General features: G+C 62.7%; 20 protein-coding genes. 10 read left to right on the forward strand and 10 right to left on the reverse strand.

Annotated elements, in window-relative coordinates:
- Nucleotides 1-23: 23 nt before the first annotated feature.
- Nucleotides 24-1,370: a HAMP domain-containing sensor histidine kinase gene (locus DCY11_RS13120; RefSeq protein WP_159080020.1), complete on the reverse strand. Its 1,347-nt coding sequence runs from the start codon at nucleotides 1,368-1,370 to the stop codon at nucleotides 24-26.
- Between the two features lie 264 nt (nucleotides 1,371-1,634).
- Here DCY11_RS13120 and DCY11_RS13125 point away from each other — a divergent pair, with 264 nt between their 5' ends.
- The 3 genes from DCY11_RS13125 to DCY11_RS13135 all read left to right on the forward strand — a co-directional run bounded on the left by DCY11_RS13125 (nucleotide 1,635) and on the right by DCY11_RS13135 (nucleotide 3,653).
- Nucleotides 1,635-2,378, forward strand: coding sequence for an MBL fold metallo-hydrolase (locus DCY11_RS13125; protein WP_108683257.1), 744 nt, complete (start codon nucleotides 1,635-1,637; stop codon nucleotides 2,376-2,378).
- A 70-nt stretch (nucleotides 2,379-2,448) separates the two neighbouring features.
- Nucleotides 2,449-3,060: a uracil-DNA glycosylase family protein gene (locus DCY11_RS13130; protein WP_108683258.1), complete on the forward strand. Its 612-nt coding sequence runs from the start codon at nucleotides 2,449-2,451 to the stop codon at nucleotides 3,058-3,060.
- A 113-nt stretch (nucleotides 3,061-3,173) separates the two neighbouring features.
- Nucleotides 3,174-3,653: an Lrp/AsnC family transcriptional regulator gene (locus DCY11_RS13135; RefSeq protein WP_045367962.1), complete on the forward strand. Its 480-nt coding sequence runs from the start codon at nucleotides 3,174-3,176 to the stop codon at nucleotides 3,651-3,653.
- A gap of 6 nt (nucleotides 3,654-3,659) precedes the next feature.
- On the opposite strand, the gene DCY11_RS13140 is transcribed toward DCY11_RS13135, so the two are convergent.
- From DCY11_RS13140 to DCY11_RS13155, 4 genes are all read right to left on the reverse strand, one after another.
- A complete protein-coding gene (locus DCY11_RS13140) occupies nucleotides 3,660-4,544 on the reverse strand; it encodes an NAD(P)-dependent oxidoreductase (RefSeq protein WP_108683259.1) in 885 nt (294 codons plus the stop codon).
- A 122-nt stretch (nucleotides 4,545-4,666) separates the two neighbouring features.
- Nucleotides 4,667-5,365 (reverse strand): 2OG-Fe(II) oxygenase, encoded by a 699-nt coding sequence (locus DCY11_RS13145; protein WP_245409373.1) that lies wholly within the window; start codon nucleotides 5,363-5,365, stop codon nucleotides 4,667-4,669.
- A gap of 283 nt (nucleotides 5,366-5,648) precedes the next feature.
- Nucleotides 5,649-5,828, reverse strand: coding sequence for a hypothetical protein (locus tag DCY11_RS13150; protein ID WP_045367957.1), 180 nt, complete (start codon nucleotides 5,826-5,828; stop codon nucleotides 5,649-5,651).
- Between the two features lie 91 nt (nucleotides 5,829-5,919).
- A complete protein-coding gene (locus DCY11_RS13155) occupies nucleotides 5,920-6,696 on the reverse strand; it encodes a DUF1045 domain-containing protein (RefSeq protein ID WP_159080021.1) in 777 nt (258 codons plus the stop codon).
- A 174-nt stretch (nucleotides 6,697-6,870) separates the two neighbouring features.
- On the opposite strand from DCY11_RS13155, the gene DCY11_RS13160 reads away from it, so the two are divergent.
- The 4 genes from DCY11_RS13160 to DCY11_RS13175 all read left to right on the forward strand — a co-directional run bounded on the left by DCY11_RS13160 (nucleotide 6,871) and on the right by DCY11_RS13175 (nucleotide 11,318).
- Nucleotides 6,871-7,500: a glutathione S-transferase N-terminal domain-containing protein gene (locus tag DCY11_RS13160; protein ID WP_108683261.1), complete on the forward strand. Its 630-nt coding sequence runs from the start codon at nucleotides 6,871-6,873 to the stop codon at nucleotides 7,498-7,500.
- Nucleotides 7,501-7,527: 27 nt separating this feature from the next.
- The gene (locus DCY11_RS13165) at nucleotides 7,528-8,463 is read left to right on the forward strand and encodes a c-type cytochrome (protein WP_108683262.1); all 936 of its coding nucleotides are present in this window, start codon (nucleotides 7,528-7,530) and stop codon (nucleotides 8,461-8,463) included.
- A gap of 66 nt (nucleotides 8,464-8,529) precedes the next feature.
- Nucleotides 8,530-9,951, forward strand: a complete 1,422-nt coding sequence (locus DCY11_RS13170) for a caspase family protein (protein WP_159080022.1) — start codon at nucleotides 8,530-8,532, stop codon at nucleotides 9,949-9,951.
- Nucleotides 9,952-10,124: 173 nt separating this feature from the next.
- Nucleotides 10,125-11,318, forward strand: coding sequence for a decarboxylase (locus DCY11_RS13175; protein WP_108683264.1), 1,194 nt, complete (start codon nucleotides 10,125-10,127; stop codon nucleotides 11,316-11,318).
- A 99-nt stretch (nucleotides 11,319-11,417) separates the two neighbouring features.
- Here the strand turns inward: DCY11_RS13175 and DCY11_RS13180 are convergent, their stop codons facing one another.
- Complete coding sequence (locus tag DCY11_RS13180) at nucleotides 11,418-11,618, reverse strand: DUF2735 domain-containing protein (RefSeq protein WP_158007438.1); 201 nt, start codon at nucleotides 11,616-11,618, stop codon at nucleotides 11,418-11,420.
- Between the two features lie 418 nt (nucleotides 11,619-12,036).
- Between DCY11_RS13180 and DCY11_RS13185 the strand changes: the two genes are divergently transcribed.
- From DCY11_RS13185 to DCY11_RS13195, 3 genes are all read left to right on the forward strand, one after another.
- On the forward strand, nucleotides 12,037-13,068 hold the full coding sequence (locus DCY11_RS13185; protein ID WP_108683266.1) for a glutamine synthetase beta-grasp domain-containing protein: 1,032 nt from the start codon (nucleotides 12,037-12,039) through the stop codon (nucleotides 13,066-13,068).
- A 180-nt stretch (nucleotides 13,069-13,248) separates the two neighbouring features.
- Complete coding sequence (locus tag DCY11_RS13190; protein ID WP_108683267.1) at nucleotides 13,249-13,644, forward strand: DoxX family protein; 396 nt, start codon at nucleotides 13,249-13,251, stop codon at nucleotides 13,642-13,644.
- 105 nt (nucleotides 13,645-13,749) lie between these two features.
- A complete protein-coding gene (locus DCY11_RS13195) occupies nucleotides 13,750-13,989 on the forward strand; it encodes a hypothetical protein (RefSeq protein WP_108683268.1) in 240 nt (79 codons plus the stop codon).
- Between the two features lie 828 nt (nucleotides 13,990-14,817).
- Here the strand turns inward: DCY11_RS13195 and DCY11_RS13200 are convergent.
- The 4 genes from DCY11_RS13200 to cbiQ form a co-directional block, all read right to left on the reverse strand.
- A complete protein-coding gene (locus tag DCY11_RS13200) occupies nucleotides 14,818-15,069 on the reverse strand; it encodes a hypothetical protein (RefSeq protein WP_245409374.1) in 252 nt (83 codons plus the stop codon).
- A gap of 195 nt (nucleotides 15,070-15,264) precedes the next feature.
- The gene (locus DCY11_RS13205; protein WP_108683269.1) at nucleotides 15,265-15,507 is read right to left on the reverse strand and encodes a hypothetical protein; all 243 of its coding nucleotides are present in this window, start codon (nucleotides 15,505-15,507) and stop codon (nucleotides 15,265-15,267) included.
- 106 nt (nucleotides 15,508-15,613) lie between these two features.
- Nucleotides 15,614-16,276: an energy-coupling factor ABC transporter ATP-binding protein gene (locus tag DCY11_RS13210; RefSeq protein WP_108683270.1), complete on the reverse strand. Its 663-nt coding sequence runs from the start codon at nucleotides 16,274-16,276 to the stop codon at nucleotides 15,614-15,616.
- A 16-nt stretch (nucleotides 16,277-16,292) separates the two neighbouring features.
- Nucleotides 16,293-17,078, reverse strand: coding sequence for a cobalt ECF transporter T component CbiQ (cbiQ, locus tag DCY11_RS13215; RefSeq protein ID WP_108683271.1), 786 nt, complete (start codon nucleotides 17,076-17,078; stop codon nucleotides 16,293-16,295).
- Between the last annotated feature and the right edge of the window lie 4 nt (nucleotides 17,079-17,082).

The raw sequence follows: 17,082 nt of genomic DNA on the forward strand, positions 1-17,082 counted from the left end.
GAAGCTGCCGCCGTGGAGCTCGGTCAGTCCCTTCGTGATGGAAGGCCCAGGCCGGTTCCGCCTTCCGCCGTCTGATGCGCCAGCGAGCCTTGCCCGAAACTGCGCAGGACACGGGGTATCTCGTCGTCCGGAATGCCGGGGCCTGTGTCCTTGACGGTGAGGGCCAGCCCGCCCGCGCTCGACCGCGCCACTTTCAGTGTGATGGTCCCGTTGGAGGGCGTGAACTTGATCGCGTTGGAGAGGAGGTTGAGGCAAATCTGCCGCATCGCGCGCTCGTCCGCCCAGACGTTCGGCAGGTTTTCCTCGAAGGTCTGGTTGATCTTCAGCCCCTTGTTGTCGGCCCGGACGCGCATCAAGTGGTGGCACTCCTCGGCGATGGCGGTCAGCGAGATGGGGGCTTCGTGGAGCTCGTAGCGGCCCGCCTCGATGCGGCTGATGTCGAGAATTTCGTCGATGAGGGTCAGAAGGTGCTGGCCACTGTCGTGGATGTCGCTCGCGTACTCTTTGTACGTGGGATTGGCATGCGGACCGAAAGCCTCGTCGCGCATGATCTCGGAGAAGCCGAGAATGGCGTTGAGAGGCGTTCTCAGTTCATGGCTCATCGTGGCCAGGAAACGCGACTTGGCGAGGTTGGCTTCTTCAGCGCGCAATCGCGCTTCGTCGGAAATCGCCTTCGATTGCTCGAGCTCGCCGATCAACGCATCTTTTTCCGCGCGGAACTCCAGCATGGAGACCACGGTGCTGTTGAAGCCGTTCATCAGCCACAGGAAGTAGAGGTGGACCGCCACGGCCATCATGGCCATGGCCCAATAGAACGGATCGTTGAGCAGCGCGAAGCGGATGACGATCGCCGCCGTCATCGGCAAAGTGCCCGCGTAGACGATGGGCATGACGGTCGAGGCGAACAGCATGCGCATCGAAATCACGACCAGCACGGCCGCGAAAATGAACGTGTAGCCGGCAATGTCTTCCGTCAGTGGGCTGACGAAAACTACCGATGCCCAAGTGACCCCGTACAGGAATTCCGCGGCAGTGATTTTCGACCGCCACGATGCGACGTTCATCCCGTCTCGCGGTTCCTTGGAGAATTGCCGGCAGATCCCTACGAGGATGCCCTTGGTGACGAAGATGCAGCACAGCCAAAGGAGCAGTTGGCGGGGTGAAGACCAGAACATCGCGCCCATGGCGACGACGACGGCAAGCAGCGGCGTGGTGATGGCGGCCGACAGTTCGTTCCTGACGAACATCATCAGGAGTTCGTAGTCGAACTCGGGCTTGCCGGCGGATTTGTAGGAGAGTTTTTCGCGCGCTTCTTGGACGCTCCGGAATGCACGCCGCTTCTGCCCGCTCAACGAGCTAGGACCAGCCACGGGGGCTTCCACTGACGCACCACTCAACATTTCTTCAGGAACCCGCACCCTGACCGCAAACAAGAACACACACGGGGGGTCCCGTGGATGCGCGACCGCATCCACCCCGTCCCCCGACGTTAGGCTTAACAAGTAGTATCTGTCGAAAATCCTAATGAGCCGTTTACCCCCGCACCGCCCTGGCACCGGTCTTGAAGTGGAGGATTGAGAGACCACATGAAACCGATACCCCAGGCTGGGGGAGGGGGAGCAAATGGGAACACGATGCAACTGACCGTGGTCGGGTGCGGCGATGCGTTTGGCGCCGGAAACCGGCTGCAAACCTGTTATTTTGTCCGCTCGGAAACGTCGACTTTTCTGATCGACTGTGGTGCGACGACGCTGATCGGTCTGAGCCGGCTGGGCTTGTCGCCGAACGATATTGACACAGTGTATGTGTCACATCTGCACGGAGATCACATCGGCGGCCTTCCGTGGCTCCTGATCCATGCCAAGTATGTCGGCTTGCGAACGCGGCCCCTTGTGATCGTCGGCCCCAAGACGACGGAAGAGCGTTTCATCACGCTGACCGAAGCTGTCTATCCCGGCACGCTGGCCAGCGGTGTCAACTTCGATCTCGTTTTCGTCGAGCATGAAGAACAAGTCCCTGTAGAAATGAATGGCGTCTCGGTCACGCCGTTCGAAGTGCACCATCCCTCCGGTGCGCCGCCTTACGCGATGCGGTTCGGCATCGACGGTAAGACCGTGTCCTTTACCGGCGATACAGGGTGGGTCGATGTTTTGCCCGAGGTGTCGCGGGGAGCCGACCTCTTCATCTCGGAGTGCTTCCAGTACGACCTCGAGATGGCGATGCATCTCGACTACAAGACGATCGACGCCAACTACGAGAGCCTCGCGGCGAAGCGCGTCTTGCTGACCCATATGGGCCAGGAGATGCTCGATGCTCGCGGCAAGGTGGATCTTGCGCGCTACGAGCTTGCCGAAGACGGTATGGTGATCGACCTCTGACCACCGCGGCGCTCGCGCGTGAGCCGCGTGGCCTTGCGTCTCTCGGTCCCTAATTGCGTCTTGGTGCCCGATGTCGGACTTCAATGCGATCCTGAGTGCGATCCGGCACTGCCGTATTTGTGTGGAGACGCCACGCGGCCGGCCATTGCCGCATGAGCCGCGCCCCGTTCTGCGGGCCAGCACGACGGCGCGCCTGGCCATTTGCGGTCAAGCGCCGGGGACGCGGGTGCACCGCTCCGGCAAGCCCTTTACCGACCCCTCCGGCGACCGCTTGCGGTCCTGGCTGAACATGACGCCCGAGACGTTCTACGACGAATCCCGGGTCGCCATCGTGCCCATGGGCTTCTGCTTTCCGGGGCTCGACGCGAAGGGAGGCGATCTGCCCCCGCGTCGGGAGTGCGCGGTGCGCTGGCATCCCGATCTCTTTTCAGCGCTGCCGAACGTCGAGTTGATCCTGGCGGTCGGGGCGTACGCCCAAGCGTTTCACCTGGGGTCAGCGCGGGGAAGGACGCTGCAGGAAACCATGCTCAACTGGCGGGAGCATCTCAAAGAGCCCAGGAGACCACGTGTGTTCCCACTGCCCCATCCGTCCTGGCGGAACAATGCCTGGCTCAAGAAGAACCCGTGGTTCGAGGAGGAGCTGCTTCCGGTGCTGCGCCATGAGGTGGGCAAGGTCGTGTGAGCCAGCTTGCGGACCGTGGAATATTTATCTACGGTATCGGCCTATTCTGGTGAAAATTAGAACTGTGTTTCTAATCGGCCTGAATATCCCGCCTATTTTCTCGGATGGCTTCGATGCTGGATCGGATGGACCGCAAGATCCTGGAAATCTTGCAGGAGGATTGCACCTTGCCGGTCGCCGAGATCGGCAAGCGGATCGGGCTGTCGACGACCCCGTGCTGGCGCCGGATCCAGAAGCTCGAAGAGCAGGGGGTGATCGAGCGGCGCGTGGCGCTGTTGGACCCCAAGAAAGTCAACGCGGGTGTGACGGTGTTCGTGTCCATCACGACCAGCAACCACACCAAGGAATGGCTCGAGCGTTTTCATGCCGCACTCGCCGACTTTCCGGAGGTTGTCGAGTTCTACCGTATGAGTGGGCAGATCGACTATCTCTTGCGCGTGGTAGTCCCGGACATCGAACGCTACGACGCGTTCTACAAGCGCCTGATCGCCAAAATCGAACTCTCCGATGTGAGTTCGGCCTTCGCCATGGAGCAGATCAAGTTCACCACGTCCTTGCCGCTCGGCTATGCCGCAGAGGAAAAGCGCACTTGAGGCGTGCTAGGACGGTTTGGTCTCGTCGCGGGTGAGCCGTGCGATCAGGCTGGAGGTGTCCCAGCGCCGCCCGCCCATTTTCTGAACATCGGCATAGAACTGATCGACGAGCGCGGTGACGGGTAGGCTCGCGCCGTTGCGGCGGGCTTCGTCGAAACACATCCCGAAGTCCTTGCGGACCCAATCGACGGCAAAGCCGAACTCGAACTCGCCCGCGATCATGGTCTTCCAGCGATTTTCCATCTGCCAGGACTGCGCGGCGCCCTTGGAGATGGTGGCGATGACCTTCTCCATGTCGAGCCCGGCGCGCATGCCGAAGTTGAGCGCCTCGGCCAGCCCCTGGATGAGACCGGCGATGCAGATCTGATTGACCATCTTGGTGAGCTGTCCGGCGCCGGACGGCCCAATGAGAGTGACGGCGTGGGCGAACGCGGCGATTGCGGCTTGCGCCTTCGCGAAGTCCGTCTCGTCGCCGCCCACCATCACCGTGAGCTTGCCGTTTTCGGCGCCGGCCTGTCCGCCGGAGACGGGCGCATCGAGCGCGCCGGCGCCGTGGCTCTTCGCGGCCTCATAGAGTTCGCGTGCGATCTCGGCGGATGCGGTGGTGTGGTCCACATGGACGGCGCCGGGCTTCAAGCATTGATAGAAACCGTCGGGGCCCAGCGTCACCGCGCGCAGATCGTCGTCGTTGCCGACGCAGGTGAAGACGATATCGGCGTTCGCCGCTGCCGCTGCCGGTGTGGCTCCGAACGATCCACCGTGCTCGGCGACCCATTTCTCGGCCTTTTCGCGCGTGCGGTTGAACACGGTCACATCGTGTCCGCTTGCCGCGAGATGGCCGGCCATCGGGTATCCCATCACGCCAAGACCGATCCACGCGACTTTGCTCATGAAGCCCCCGTCTTTCTTGCCTTCGTCCGCATCGCGGCAACCATAAAGGAAATGGCCGGGACGAACCCGGCCATTCTCTCATTCTTCAAATTTCGCGGCCGACGGCCTGCGCGTCGGGGCCGTCAGTCGATCGGCGCCTCGGGGAACGCGAGCTGTTCGCGCGCCCGCCACTCGTCGGTCACGTAGTTGATGATCAGCGACTTGCGGACGCCTTTGATCGGACGCCGTTCGAAGCCGTGATAGGTGTTGTCGCCGGGCACGAACACGAACGCGAGATTCGGCGCGAAGGGCGAACGCGCAACATGGCTCTTGTCCGCGTCGTACACGTCGGTGCCGAGATTGTCGTGTCCTTCCTCGTCCGAGAGGTAGAGGAGCATGGTGAACGACTTCACGCCGAGATCGGTGTGCGGCTCGAGCCAGAAACCATCCGTATCTTGCGCGAATTCGATGCGCAGATAGGTACCGCTGAGGTCGGTGCCGAAGGTCTTCTCGATCATGTCGGTGATGCGCTTGTCCTGGAACGCCTCGGACACGGCACTCACGGAAGCGAACTTGTCCCGGTTCTCAACGTCGAAATATCTGCGCGTGGCGTTGTGGAGTTCGCGCTTGCCGGAAACGCCGTCGAGCGACGGGGCCGGGAAGGGGAGGCCGAGAATGTCCTCGATCGTATCGTCGGGGAAACACTTCTTCAGCACCCAGTGCGGATAGGGAGCGTCGCTGTGATCCCCGTTCGCCACGCTTTCGGTGAAGGTGCGAATGACGTCGTCCGCCGTACTCTTCGCGGCGACATCCGCCTGCTGCAAGGCTGCGCTTTCCCTCATGGTGTCGGTCAACTCCTAAAGATTGGGACATAAAATGCTGGTTTCTCCAGCGCCCAGTCGATCCCATCCAGCTGCTCAGTTAGCACCCTAAAGCCCATGCGTGCAAATGAGCCAATTTCCTTGATTATCCTAGAGTCGGCGTTACTTGATGCTCGCAAGGCCCCCGGTGCCGCTCCGAACCTCCGGCGAATACGGTCTGCCGGCGTTGATGCGGCTCAAATCCCTTCCAAAACCAGCAGCGCCAGGTATGCGAGACGTGCGCGGGAAGGCGCGGGCGCTCAGGCTAGTTTATTGAGATGCCGGTGATATCCCCAAAATCCGCGAAATCGTCGTCGGTCGCGACCTGCTCGTTCCGCAGGCACCTGGCCAGCAGTTCCAAGAGCGAGGCATGAAGCTCGCACTCACCTTCGAGCTGCGGAGGGTTTTCGGCAAGAAAAGCCAGTATTTCGGCGTAGTTCGGCATTGGAATCCCCTGTGCCCCCAATTTTCTGAAATTGGAGGACGCCTGTGTCAAAACTGAGGCTGGGGGCCGGGGCCCAAGGGCTCGCGGGAGGTCATCCCGCGAGGCTGTAGCGGCCGAGGAGCCGGACCGGCGCAGCTTGAGTCTGGCCGGAAGACTGGCCATTCGCCTCCTCCGGGGTGCTCCCGATCAGCGAGAGCCCGTCTACGCAGACGCCGTCCGCGCAGAGGTCCGCAATGAGGGGCTGCAGGGCAACGGAGACGAGCTCCATCTGCCGCTCGTCGAGCGGTCCGGTCAGCCTGAGGGCGAAGCGGTACTCACTCATCACGTTCGGCTGGCCGAAGCTCTTGAGGAGCAGACGCTGATAGCGGCTCAGATGGGGATGCTCGTCATCGGCCGTGTCCGCCATCTCGGCATACGAGTCGAACGCGTTGAAGCACTGCAGCGCGAGCCAATCGAGTTCGGGGCGTGGGTCGGCCGGTTGAAGCACCAGCGACCGGCGCATACGCGTCAGCTTCAGAGGACCGGTCTCGATCGGCTTGCGGTTCGCGGCGAACTGCTCGAGGTGCGTGCGGACTTCGTCCAGGCCCGCGTCTCCCCGAAGCGGTGCGGGCGCGAAGAAGGATGCGTGCAGTCCGAAGTAGCGGCCCGGTGTCGGCGTGATGCCGGCCGGCGCATCGCCGCCGAGGCCGGACGCGGAGAAGGCCTGAAGCGTCGCGCCGTCATTGGCCCGGCCAAACCACGAGCGGCCGAACTGTGCGAGCGCACTGCCGGGGCGCGGCGTGTAGCAAACCGAAAAATGTGTCGGCGCGGCCGGAACGGCTCCGAAGCTCGGTTCCGTGTGCTGCGTGTACTGTGCGGAATGTTGCATTGCCGTCTCCCTCAAGCCGGTCTCCCCCCTCATTGAGCTGCAAGTCCGTGTCTACCGTTGCGCTGTGACCTTGACGCGACCGGTTTCGGGCGATAGGGCGGCGAAGCCATGAAGACTTGGTGAATCTCGTCTCCAATTTCGCACAGTGTCAGCGACTTTAAGGAATCCGAACGCGTGATCGACCTCTACACATGGATGACTCCGAACGGACAGAAGGCCTCGATCATGCTCGAGGAGACGGGGCTACCCTACCGGGTGCATCGCATCGACATCGAGAACGACGCTCAGTTCGATCCCGAGTTCCTCAAGATCTCCCCCAACAACAAGATCCCCGCCATTGTCGATCACGACACGGGGCTGAGCCTGATGGAGTCCGGAGCCATCCTTCTTTATCTCGCGGACAAGACGGGCATGCTGCTGCCCCAGGACTTCGACGCGAAATGGCGGACGATCGAATGGCTGATGTGGCAGATGGGTGGGGCCGGGCCCTTCCTCGGACAAGTTCATCACTTCGTGTCCTATCATCCCGGCAAGAGCGCCTACGCCGAAGAGCGCTACACGAAAGAGGCGCGCCGTCTTTGGAAGGTGCTCGACACCCGGCTCGGCGATGTGGAGTATGTGGCCGGCGACTACTCCATCGCGGACATCGCGATCTGGCCATGGATTGCGCGCTACCCGATCCAGCCCGTGGATGTGGACGACTATCCCAACATCAAGCGGTGGTACCGTGCGATCGCCGCGCGGCCGGCCGTGCAGCGCGGATGGGATGTGGTCGATGCGGGGCGTAAGTTGCCGTTGCCGTAACCGGTGCCAGGCAGGAGGCGAGGGACGATGCGGAGGGTCTTTCTAGTCGGGCTCGCGTTGATCGCGGCAGGAGGCATTGCGTTCTATCTTCTGACGATGCCCGTCACGTTCTCGGCGGACGACCTGCCCGATCACACGCCGGATGTCGCAAACGGCAAGATGATGTTCATCGCCGGCGGGTGTGCGGAGTGCCATGCCGTGCCGGTCAAGGCGTGCGACAGTCTCGATACCGAGGATGAAACACTGCTCGCCGGCGGCCGCTGCCTCAAGACGGATGTGGGTACCTTTCACGTGCCCAACATCTCACCCGATCCCGAGAGCGGTATCGGAGGCTGGTCGACACTCGATTTCGTCAACGCGATGAAGCGTGGCGTCGGGCCCGGGGGCGTGCATCTGTATCCGGCGTTTCCCTACACGTCGTATCAGCGCATGCGTTTTGAGGATCTCATCGATCTCAAGGCCTATCTCGACACGCTGCCGCCGGTGCGCAGCTCGGTTCCGCCGAACGACCTCCGCTTTCCCTACAACATCCGCCGGGGCGTGGGCCTGTTCCAACGTCTGTACGTCGATGGCGAGACGTTCGCACCGGACACGGACGCGAGCGAGGACGTGAATCGCGGCGGCTACCTGGTCATGGGGCCCGGACACTGTACCGAGTGTCACAGTCCCCGGAACGCGCTCGGCGGCATTATCGCGAGCCAAGCCTTCGCGGGTGCCAAGAGCCCGGAGGGGGGCGGCGATGCGCCGGATATCACGCCGGGCCCGGACGGCATCGGTGACTGGGCCCACGAAGACATCGCCTATTTCCTGGAGACGGGATCGACACCGGACTTCGACGTCGTCGGCGAGTCCATGGTGCCCGTGCAGGAAAACATGGCGCGGCTGCCGGCGAGCGATCGCGAGGCCATCGCCGCGTTCCTCAAAACCCTGCCGCCAAGGCCGGATCCGGCGAAGACTCCCTGAACACGCCTTGAAGACTTGGGTCCCGCGCTCTAGCGTGGAGCGCGCACCATGGTCTTGAGGATTGCAATGGCGGGGAGCTTTCAAAGCCGCTTGCGGCTGATTTTGGGGTTTGCCTTCGCCGCAGTGGGCGGGCTCGCTCTGTCGGGGGGCGCCCAGGCCGCACCGGGCGTGCGTGACGCCGCAATCGTCGTGGCGGCGACGACCATCGCGGAGGTGGCGGACGAAACCCAGTCTCCGCAAGTTCCGGCTGCCGAAGGCGCGCCGGACGCCGCCGCCGATCCGGGAGCCGACGCCGTCACCGCCAAGGCCGAACCCGAGAAGCGCCGTCGCCTCGACATCGACTGCTTGCCGAAGGACCTGCTCGAGAGACTCCGCGCTGCGCACGGGCCGAGCGTGACGACGAGGGAGTGCGCGCCAGGCTGCTTGCCGGCGCCATCGGGACTCAATCAGAAGCAGCTGGACGATCTCTACGGCCGCTACGGGGTCGTGTGGTGCCGCTCCTGCGTCCAGATCGGCGGCCATCTTTCGCTGAAGGATGTCCGGCGCATCGAGGACGCGGGCAAGCTCGAACTGTGCAGTACGCCGCCCCGTCAGATGCCGCGGCCCGGCAGTGCCAACGGGAATGTCGTGAAGTCCTTCAGCCGCATTCGCGAACTGTATCGCGCGTCGCCGACATTGCCTGAGGACGAGAATGCGATCGCGGTGATCATCGGCAACACGGCCTACGACAATCTGCCGGAGGCGCGCACGGCCCGGAACGATGCGGGCGCCATGTACTTCTTCCTCACCGAGCATATGGGCGTCCGGCAGGACCAGGTGATCGATCTGCGTAATGCCGCGCGCGCCGACCTGGAGCGGGTCTTCGGTCCGGTGCCGGGCTCCGACGGAGAGCTGAAGCGCTTGGTCGAAGCGCGGCCCAACGCCAAGGTGTTCGTCTATTATTCCGGTCACGGAGCCGTCAACGCGGCGCAGGACGAGACGTATCTGCTGCCGGTGGACGCGGAGCCCTATCGCGAGGAGCGGCGCGGCTATCCGCTGTCGACCCTATACGCCAACCTCGCGGGGCTCGGTGCCGATCAGGTCGTGGTCATGCTCGAGAGTTCCTTCGGCCGCGATCACGGCAACTACATCCTGCCGCCCAATATTCCGGAGACGAAGCGCAGCGCGTTGCCGGAGAAGGCCAAGGCGCCGCTCACGGTTCTCGTGGCCGCCGATCGCGGCCAGCGCGCGCTGATCGATCAGGAATACGACGTAGGGCTCTTCACGCGCTATCTGATCGAAGGCCTGGCCGGCGACGCGGACCTTGCACCCGTCGGCAACGGGGACGGGGACGTGGATAGTGCCGAGCTCTATGCCTACACGGCGGCGATGGTCCGGCTCGGCGCGCGTAAGACATTTGGTTTGCTTCAGAGCCCCCGATTGTCGGGCGCCGGCACCGCCGTTTTGAAGGCGCCGAAGGGAGCGTCCAAGGACTCCCAGCAGGGCTAAAGCCAGAGCCATGCAAGAGGCTGCTGAAACAGCTTTACAAGATACGCCGGACCCCATACGGAGAGCTGCTTCGCGCGGCAGCTGACCAAGCCGATTCCGCGCGTATGTCGGTAAGGATCGCCGGGTCCGGCCGGTAGTCTCGTGCCGGCGTCGCATGGGATGAGAGTTTTCGGATGAACGTTTTTCCCAACGCGGCGGAGTATCTCCGCCACCATCGCCCGGAGCGGCCTGTCCTGGCCTTGCGCCCCCATGCGGTGGCGCGCGCGGCGCAATGGTTTGTGGCGAACTTCCCCGGCCGCGTTCTGTACGCGACCAAGGCCAATGACACGCAGGCCGTTCTCGACGTGCTGGCCGGGGCCGGCATTCGCAGCTTCGATGTCGCCTCGCTGGCGGAGATCGAGCGGGTCAGGGCCATCGTTGGGGCCGAACTCTTTTTCATGAACCCGATCAAGTCGCGCGGCGCCATTGCGCGCGCCTATCGCGACTTCGGCGTGCGGTGCTTTGCCTTCGACTCCCATGACGAGCTGGGCAAGGTCTTGGCCGAGACGGACGAGGCGGATGATCTGACGCTGTTCCTGCGGATCGCCTGTCCCAACACGCACAGTCTTATCCCCCTTGAAGGGAAGTACGGCGCGAGCGTCGAAGAGGCGCCGGCACTGCTTTTGCGGGCGCGCCAGCACGCGACCCGCCTCGGGATCACCTTCCATGTAGGATCGCAGGCCGTGGTCCCGGCAGCCTTCGGCGAGGCGTTGACCCAGGTTGGGCAACTTATCGTGTCGTCCGGCGTGCTGGTGGATGCGATCGACATCGGCGGCGGCTTTCCGGCGCGCTACCCGCACTCGGACCCGCCGGGCCTCGATCTGTACATGGAGGAGATCGTCCGGGCGGCCGATGCGCTCGCGGTCAAGCATTCCTGCGAGCTTCTATGCGAGCCGGGCCGGGGCCTTGTCGCGGAGGCGGAGTCGGTGATCGTGCGCGTCGATGCGCGTCGCGGCACTGCGCTCTACGTCAATGACGGCGCTTTCGGGTCGCTGTTCGATGCGGCGTTTTCCGGTTTTCGTTTCCCGGCGCGCTGCGTGACGCCCGGCCGCGAGGACCTTGGGGGCGGCGAGACCGCCTATGTGCTCTATGGCCCCACATGCGACAGCGCCGACTATCTGCCGGGTCCGTTCGTCTTGCCCGACGCGATTGGGGAAGGGGATTATCTGGAAATCGGCCAGGTCGGCGCCTATGGCCGCGTCCTGGGGAACCGTTTCAACGGTTTCGGCGATTTCGAGGAAATCACGCTGACGGATGAGCCCATGCTGTCGATGTTCGCCGACATGGAAGCTCAAGCGGCGGATGATCCGCGCTCTATCAGCATCTAGATTTTGCAGGTGGTGTACGGAAACGCGGCGCCTATGAAGAGAGGGCCGCGCTCTTCGTGTAAGCGGGCCCTCTAGGTGCCTTGAGTAGTCTCTTGGCCGTCAATGCTCACGTGACTGCCGCGCATCGCGGATGGCCGCATCGTGATACGAGCCGCTCCCGTAGTCGACGTAGGCTACACCCATTGACGTCAGGAGATCATCGGCCGCGTGTGCGCCGTATTGGCTGCCACTCAGTCCCGAGCGGCCGCCTTTCGGAAACGGAATGACTTTCGCCGTCTCCTCATGTGCATTTGCCGTCATATAGTCCTCCATTGTCATGTGTGCGTTACCACTGAATCGGAGCAACGCACCTGGAGTCACCTATATAGAAACGCAGCAGCCCCTTGCACAAAAAAATCGCGGGATGGCGTACATTTGAGCAGCAATTCTTCTGCTGCATTGCTCGGCAAGATTGGGCTGCCTTCGGATTGACCAACCGCGCACAGATTGATCGCATATCGGGCGCGCGTTCACCGTTTTCCCTAAGCCGCTAAAATTGTTACGGAAAAATGTACGTGCCTGCAGCGGGGTATGCTGACGAAGCTGGCCTTCTGCGCCCGGCCCGCCCGCTTTCTTCGCACTGGCACAAAAACTGCTTTCAGGAGGTATTGGCCGCCAGCCTCTCGCGGCCGAGGTGGGACTCATCCGTACAGTCGTTTAAAACCCAGAAGGACTCACAATGACCAAGTTTAAGCTCGAGTACATTTGGCTCGACGGTTACGCGCCCGTGCCGAACCTGCGTGGCAAGACCCTCATCAAAGAGTACGATAGCTTTCCGAGCCTCGAAGACCTCCCCGATTGGGGTTTCGATGGCAGCTCGACAATGCAGGCCGACGGCAGCAACTCCGACTGCGTTCTGAAGCCTATCCGCGTTTTCGCTGACCCGGCCCGCAAGAACGGCGCCTTGGTTCTCTGCGAAGTGATGAACCCAGACGGCACGCCGCACGTATCGAACAAGCGCGCGACCATCCTGGACGACGACGGTACGTGGTTCGGTTTCGAGCAGGAGTATTTCTTCTACAAGGACGGCCGCCCGCTGGGCTTCCCGGAGCACGGCTACCCGGAGCCGCAAGGCAAATACTACACCGGCGTCGGCTTCAAGCAGGTCGGTTCGATCGCGCGTCAGATCGTGGAAGAGCATCTCGACATGTGCCTGGACTGCGGCATCAACCACGAAGGCATCAACGCCGAAGTGGCCAAGGGCCAGTGGGAGTTCCAGATCTTCGGCAAGGGCTCCAAGAAGGCGGCCGACGAAATGTGGATGGCCCGCTACCTGCTGGAGCGCCTGACCGAGAAGTATGGCGTCGACATCGAGTATCACTGCAAACCGCTCGGCGACACCGACTGGAACGGCTCTGGCATGCACGCCAACTTCTCGACCGAGTACCTGCGCACTGTCGGCGGCCAGGATTACTTCGAGGCGCTGATGAAGGCGTTCGAGGACAATCTGGAAGACCACATTGCGGTCTACGGTCCCGACAACCACATGCGTCTGACCGGCAAGCACGAGACGGCGCCGTGGAACAAGTTCAGCTATGGCGTTGCCGACCGTGGTGCGTCCGTCCGCGTGCCGCACAGCTTCGTCAAGAACGGCTACAAGGGCTACCTGGAAGACCGTCGTCCGAACTCGCAAGGCGACCCCTACCAGATCGCCTCTCAGATTCTGAAGACGGTTGCTTCTGTTCCGACGGCCGCGAGCGCGGCTGCGTAGGGATACGCGTCCCGTAAACGGCCCGGGCAATTCGCATCGGAAACTGCAAAGGGGAGCCCTTCGAGGCTCCCCTTTTCGCGGCCGATTTGCCACTTCCTTTCAGTCTCGTAACATGACTGGTCTGGTTCTGCAGGCTAAGCTTCCCACCGACTCATGACTGAATTGGGAGGGAACGCCGAAATGGCAGATCGACTGCAAACCGACTGGGCGCCGCGCATCTTGAGTATCGTGCGCATCGTTGCCGCGCTGATCTTCATGGAGCACGGCACGTCCAAGCTGCTCGGATTTCCGAGTGGCGGATTCTCGCCGGAGGCATTTTCGTTGCCGTGGATTGCCGGCATTCTCGAGATCGTCGGTGGGGCGCTACTGGTGGTGGGTCTGTTCACGCGGCCGACCGCGTTCGTGCTGTCCGGCTTGATGGCCTTTGCCTATTGGTTGGCCCATGCGCCGAAGAGTGTTTATCCGCTGTTGAACGGCGGCGATGCGGCGATCCTGTTCTGCTTCATCTTTCTCTACATTGCCTTCGCAGGCGGCGGCCCCTGGAGCGTCGATGAGATGCTGAGGAAAAAGTCCTGAGGACGGCGCCGTAGCGTAAACCGATTATTAAGCAAGTCTCTAAACTCGCCGTTCATCGCCGCCGAATCACACTCGGTGGCGATGAGCGTATGTCGGCATATCACGATGGCCGTCTTGGCTATCACGGTGACTGGTCTGCTCGGAACCAACGCGGCCAAACAGGTCGCGCCCGGATCCAGCGCGGAGCAGTTCGACAACGCGTTCTGGATCAAGACGAAATTGCCGGATGATCTGTTGGCCGGACGGCTCAACGTGACGACTGTCTCCAAGTCCACGGCAGGAATTCCGCTTCCCACCAAACCGCGTCACCGCAAGAAGGCACGGACCGCGCAGTTGCTGCGCTAGGTCTGCCGGATATCTCCAGCCTGTTGTTTGAGAGCCGCTTGCCGTCCGTTGCGCGGACGATCACGCGTGGCGTGAAAAAAGCAGAACCCCCGGCCTGGGAGGGAAGACCGGGGGCTCTGCGTCCGAACGCATCGCTTAGCGATCGAAATTCGTCTGGTAGGGGTTCGGGAAGCCGTCGGCCAGAACAGGTGCGCCGGTGGCCGCGAGCAGCGTCAGTGCGAGCATGATCGCCTTCATGATGTATCTCCTTGATCGATGGCCCGTTGCGGAATTGCTGTCGGGCTTGTCGTGGTCAAAAGGTAGATACGGGCGGACGGCATTACCAATCACGCTCAGTCAGAACGAAGTGCGCTGAACCTCGCGCAAGTTCACAGAGACGTGTCGGACAGTTTATTGGGGCGCTGTGCCAGCGCGTGCGGCGCGCGGCTCAGATGGTCGCGAAGAACACGGTGACCAAACCCACCGCGCCGGCCCATGCGGCGACCAGAACGACGCTGGTCGCGAGTAGTTTGAAGGAACTCATGTCGCCACCTCATGCTGCTGCCTTGGCCCCGCCTTCAAAGGGGGTGAGCGTGGAGCGCCCTGACGCTCCGCGCCCGATTGCCAAGGAGAGGCTTACGCTCGCCAGTTCAGGGCCTGACCTTGCGCAGAGTGCGCGCGGCCGCTTGAACCCGTCCTGAACCGGACGTGCAGGTGACGTTCATCTTTGGGGAGGGCAAAGACCGGTGCGCCGCTCACGGCGCGCGGAGGCGAAGGCGCGCTGTGCGCACCTTCGCTTAGGTGTTTGGATGCTTGGAGGCTAGCGGCGCACGTTTGCGCCAGCGTTCCCTACCAATAGTAGGCGCGGCGTGCGCGACGGCGCCAGCGGCGCTTGTAGGGGCGGGGGCCGTAGTAGCGTTGGCGGTAGTAAGGGCGCCGTGCGTAACGATAAGGCCGATAGTAGCGGGGTCCGATACCGACGCCGACTCTGACGCCGGGAGCTCTGACATAGACGCCCGCGTTTGCTTGTGTCGGTGCAAATGCGACGACGCCAACCACCAACGCGCAAGCCATGCCACAGGCCATCATGAATTTCGTCATGGCGAACTCCTTCGACTTCAACTTCGATTTGATGTGCACACTCGCAGACAAATGCGGCAGCTGCCAGGCGAGAGCGGTCCGAAGCTTAACAAATGGGTGTGCGGCAAAGAGAGCCCGGCTTGCAGCGGGGTGCAAACCGGGCTTCGAGATCGGCGTCAGGGGGAACGCCGTCGGGGGAGGGAGATGGTCCTTTGCCTAACGGCGTGTGACACGACGCATCGGGCCAATAGGCGTGTCGTCGCCGTAGCGGTGTTCCAGATAACGGTCCAGCTTCTTCAGGCCGCGGCGCGCTTCGTGCACGAGCACTTGCTCGAGAGAGGGCGGGGCGTAGTCGTAGCAGACGGGGTCTTCGCCGCAGTCTCCGGCATAGGCGGCGCCTGTGAACAGAAGCGGTGCGGCGACGGCGGCGAGCGCGGCGGTTTTGGTGAAAACGGTCATCTCTAATCTCCTCATCGAAGGGGGTGGTGGTCGGGGTCGCTGTTGCGTGTTCGTCGATGAGGTGAAGGTAGTCGGAGGCGCTTGGCGTCTCGATAGGGTGGATCCCCTATATGGCGGAGGGTGAGGTGAGCTTCCCGTCCGCAAGCCGGACCGTGCGCGATGCAATGCGCTCGCGGAACTGCGCGTCATGCGACACAACGATCATCGCCTGCGGAAGCGTGCGCAATATCTCGGTCAGCCTGGCCTCGTTGTCTTCGTCGAGGGCGTTGGTCGGCTCGTCGAGAAGAAGAACCTCCGGTTCCATGGCCAGAACGGTGGCGAGCGTGACCAGGCGCTTCTCGCCGCCCGAGAGCTTGTGGGTCACGCGGTCCTTGAACCGGGCGAGATCCAATTCCGCCAGCACGCGATCGACGATGGCCATGGCTTCCTCGCGGGTCTTGCCCAGGTTGAGGGGGCCGAAAGCCACATCCTCGGCCACGGTCGGGCAGAACAGTTGATCGTCGGGATCCTGGAACACCAGCCCGGCAAGGCGCCGTACCTCGAGGAAGTCATCTTCGGCGCGGCGTTCCTGGCCGAAGGCCATGACGCGCCCGCGGCTGGGCCGCAGCAGGCCGACGATGAGACGCAAGAGCGTGCTCTTGCCGGACCCGTTGTGCCCGACGACGCACAGACGCTCTTTGCTGCCGAGCCGGATGTCTGCGCCATTGAGCACGGGCGGGTAGCCCGGATAGGCGAAATGAATGTCGGTAAGCTCGATCAGGGATGACATCTGCGACCCCGCCGCCTCAGATCAGAAACTGGAGCGCGACGAGCGCTGCCAGGATGCCGCCGAAGGCGAACGCGAAGCCGACATCCGATCGCCCATAGGCGAGGTCGCCCGATAACGGTATGCGCCCGGAGAACCCCCGGCACTTCATGGCGCCGAGAATCCGTTCCGACCGCTCCACCGCCCGGACGAGCATCATGCCGATCAAGTAACCCAGAGATTGGTAGGTGTGCCTGTTGTTTCCGGGGCGGAACCCGCGCGCCTTCATGGCGATACGCAGACGCAGATACTCTTGTTGAAGCACGTCGACATACCGGACCATGAACATGAGCAGGTAGACGAGTCCCTCGGGCATTTTCAGGCGGTAGAGAGCCTGTCCCAATTTGGCGGGCTCCATGGAACCGACAAGCGCCATCAGCGTCAGAATGATCGCATTGGCTTTCAAGCCGATCTCGATCGCCTGCCGCAACCCTTGCCATGTCGCTGGCCAACCGAAGACCGTGAACATGGCGTCGCCCGGCACGGTGAACGGCAAGAGCAGGAGCATGAAGATGATGAAGCCATCCATCGTGACCATGCGCTTCAGGGTCGCGCGCGGCGGCAACCGGGCCATGAACATCAGCGCCAGGGAGACGACGAGGGCGCCGGCCAGGATCCGGAGGTCATGAAGGCTGACCACGACGATGGCGAACGCCACCGCCGCTAGAATCCGGGCCCTTGGATCGATCTCGCTAATATAGGTCTTGGCCGTGGCTGCGCCGGTGTCCAGCAGCGACGGCCGTCCGGCCTTGACCACATGTCCCACGCCC

This window comes from Methyloceanibacter sp. wino2 (assembly GCF_003071365.1).
Lineage (GTDB): Bacteria > Pseudomonadota > Alphaproteobacteria > Rhizobiales > Methyloligellaceae > Methyloceanibacter.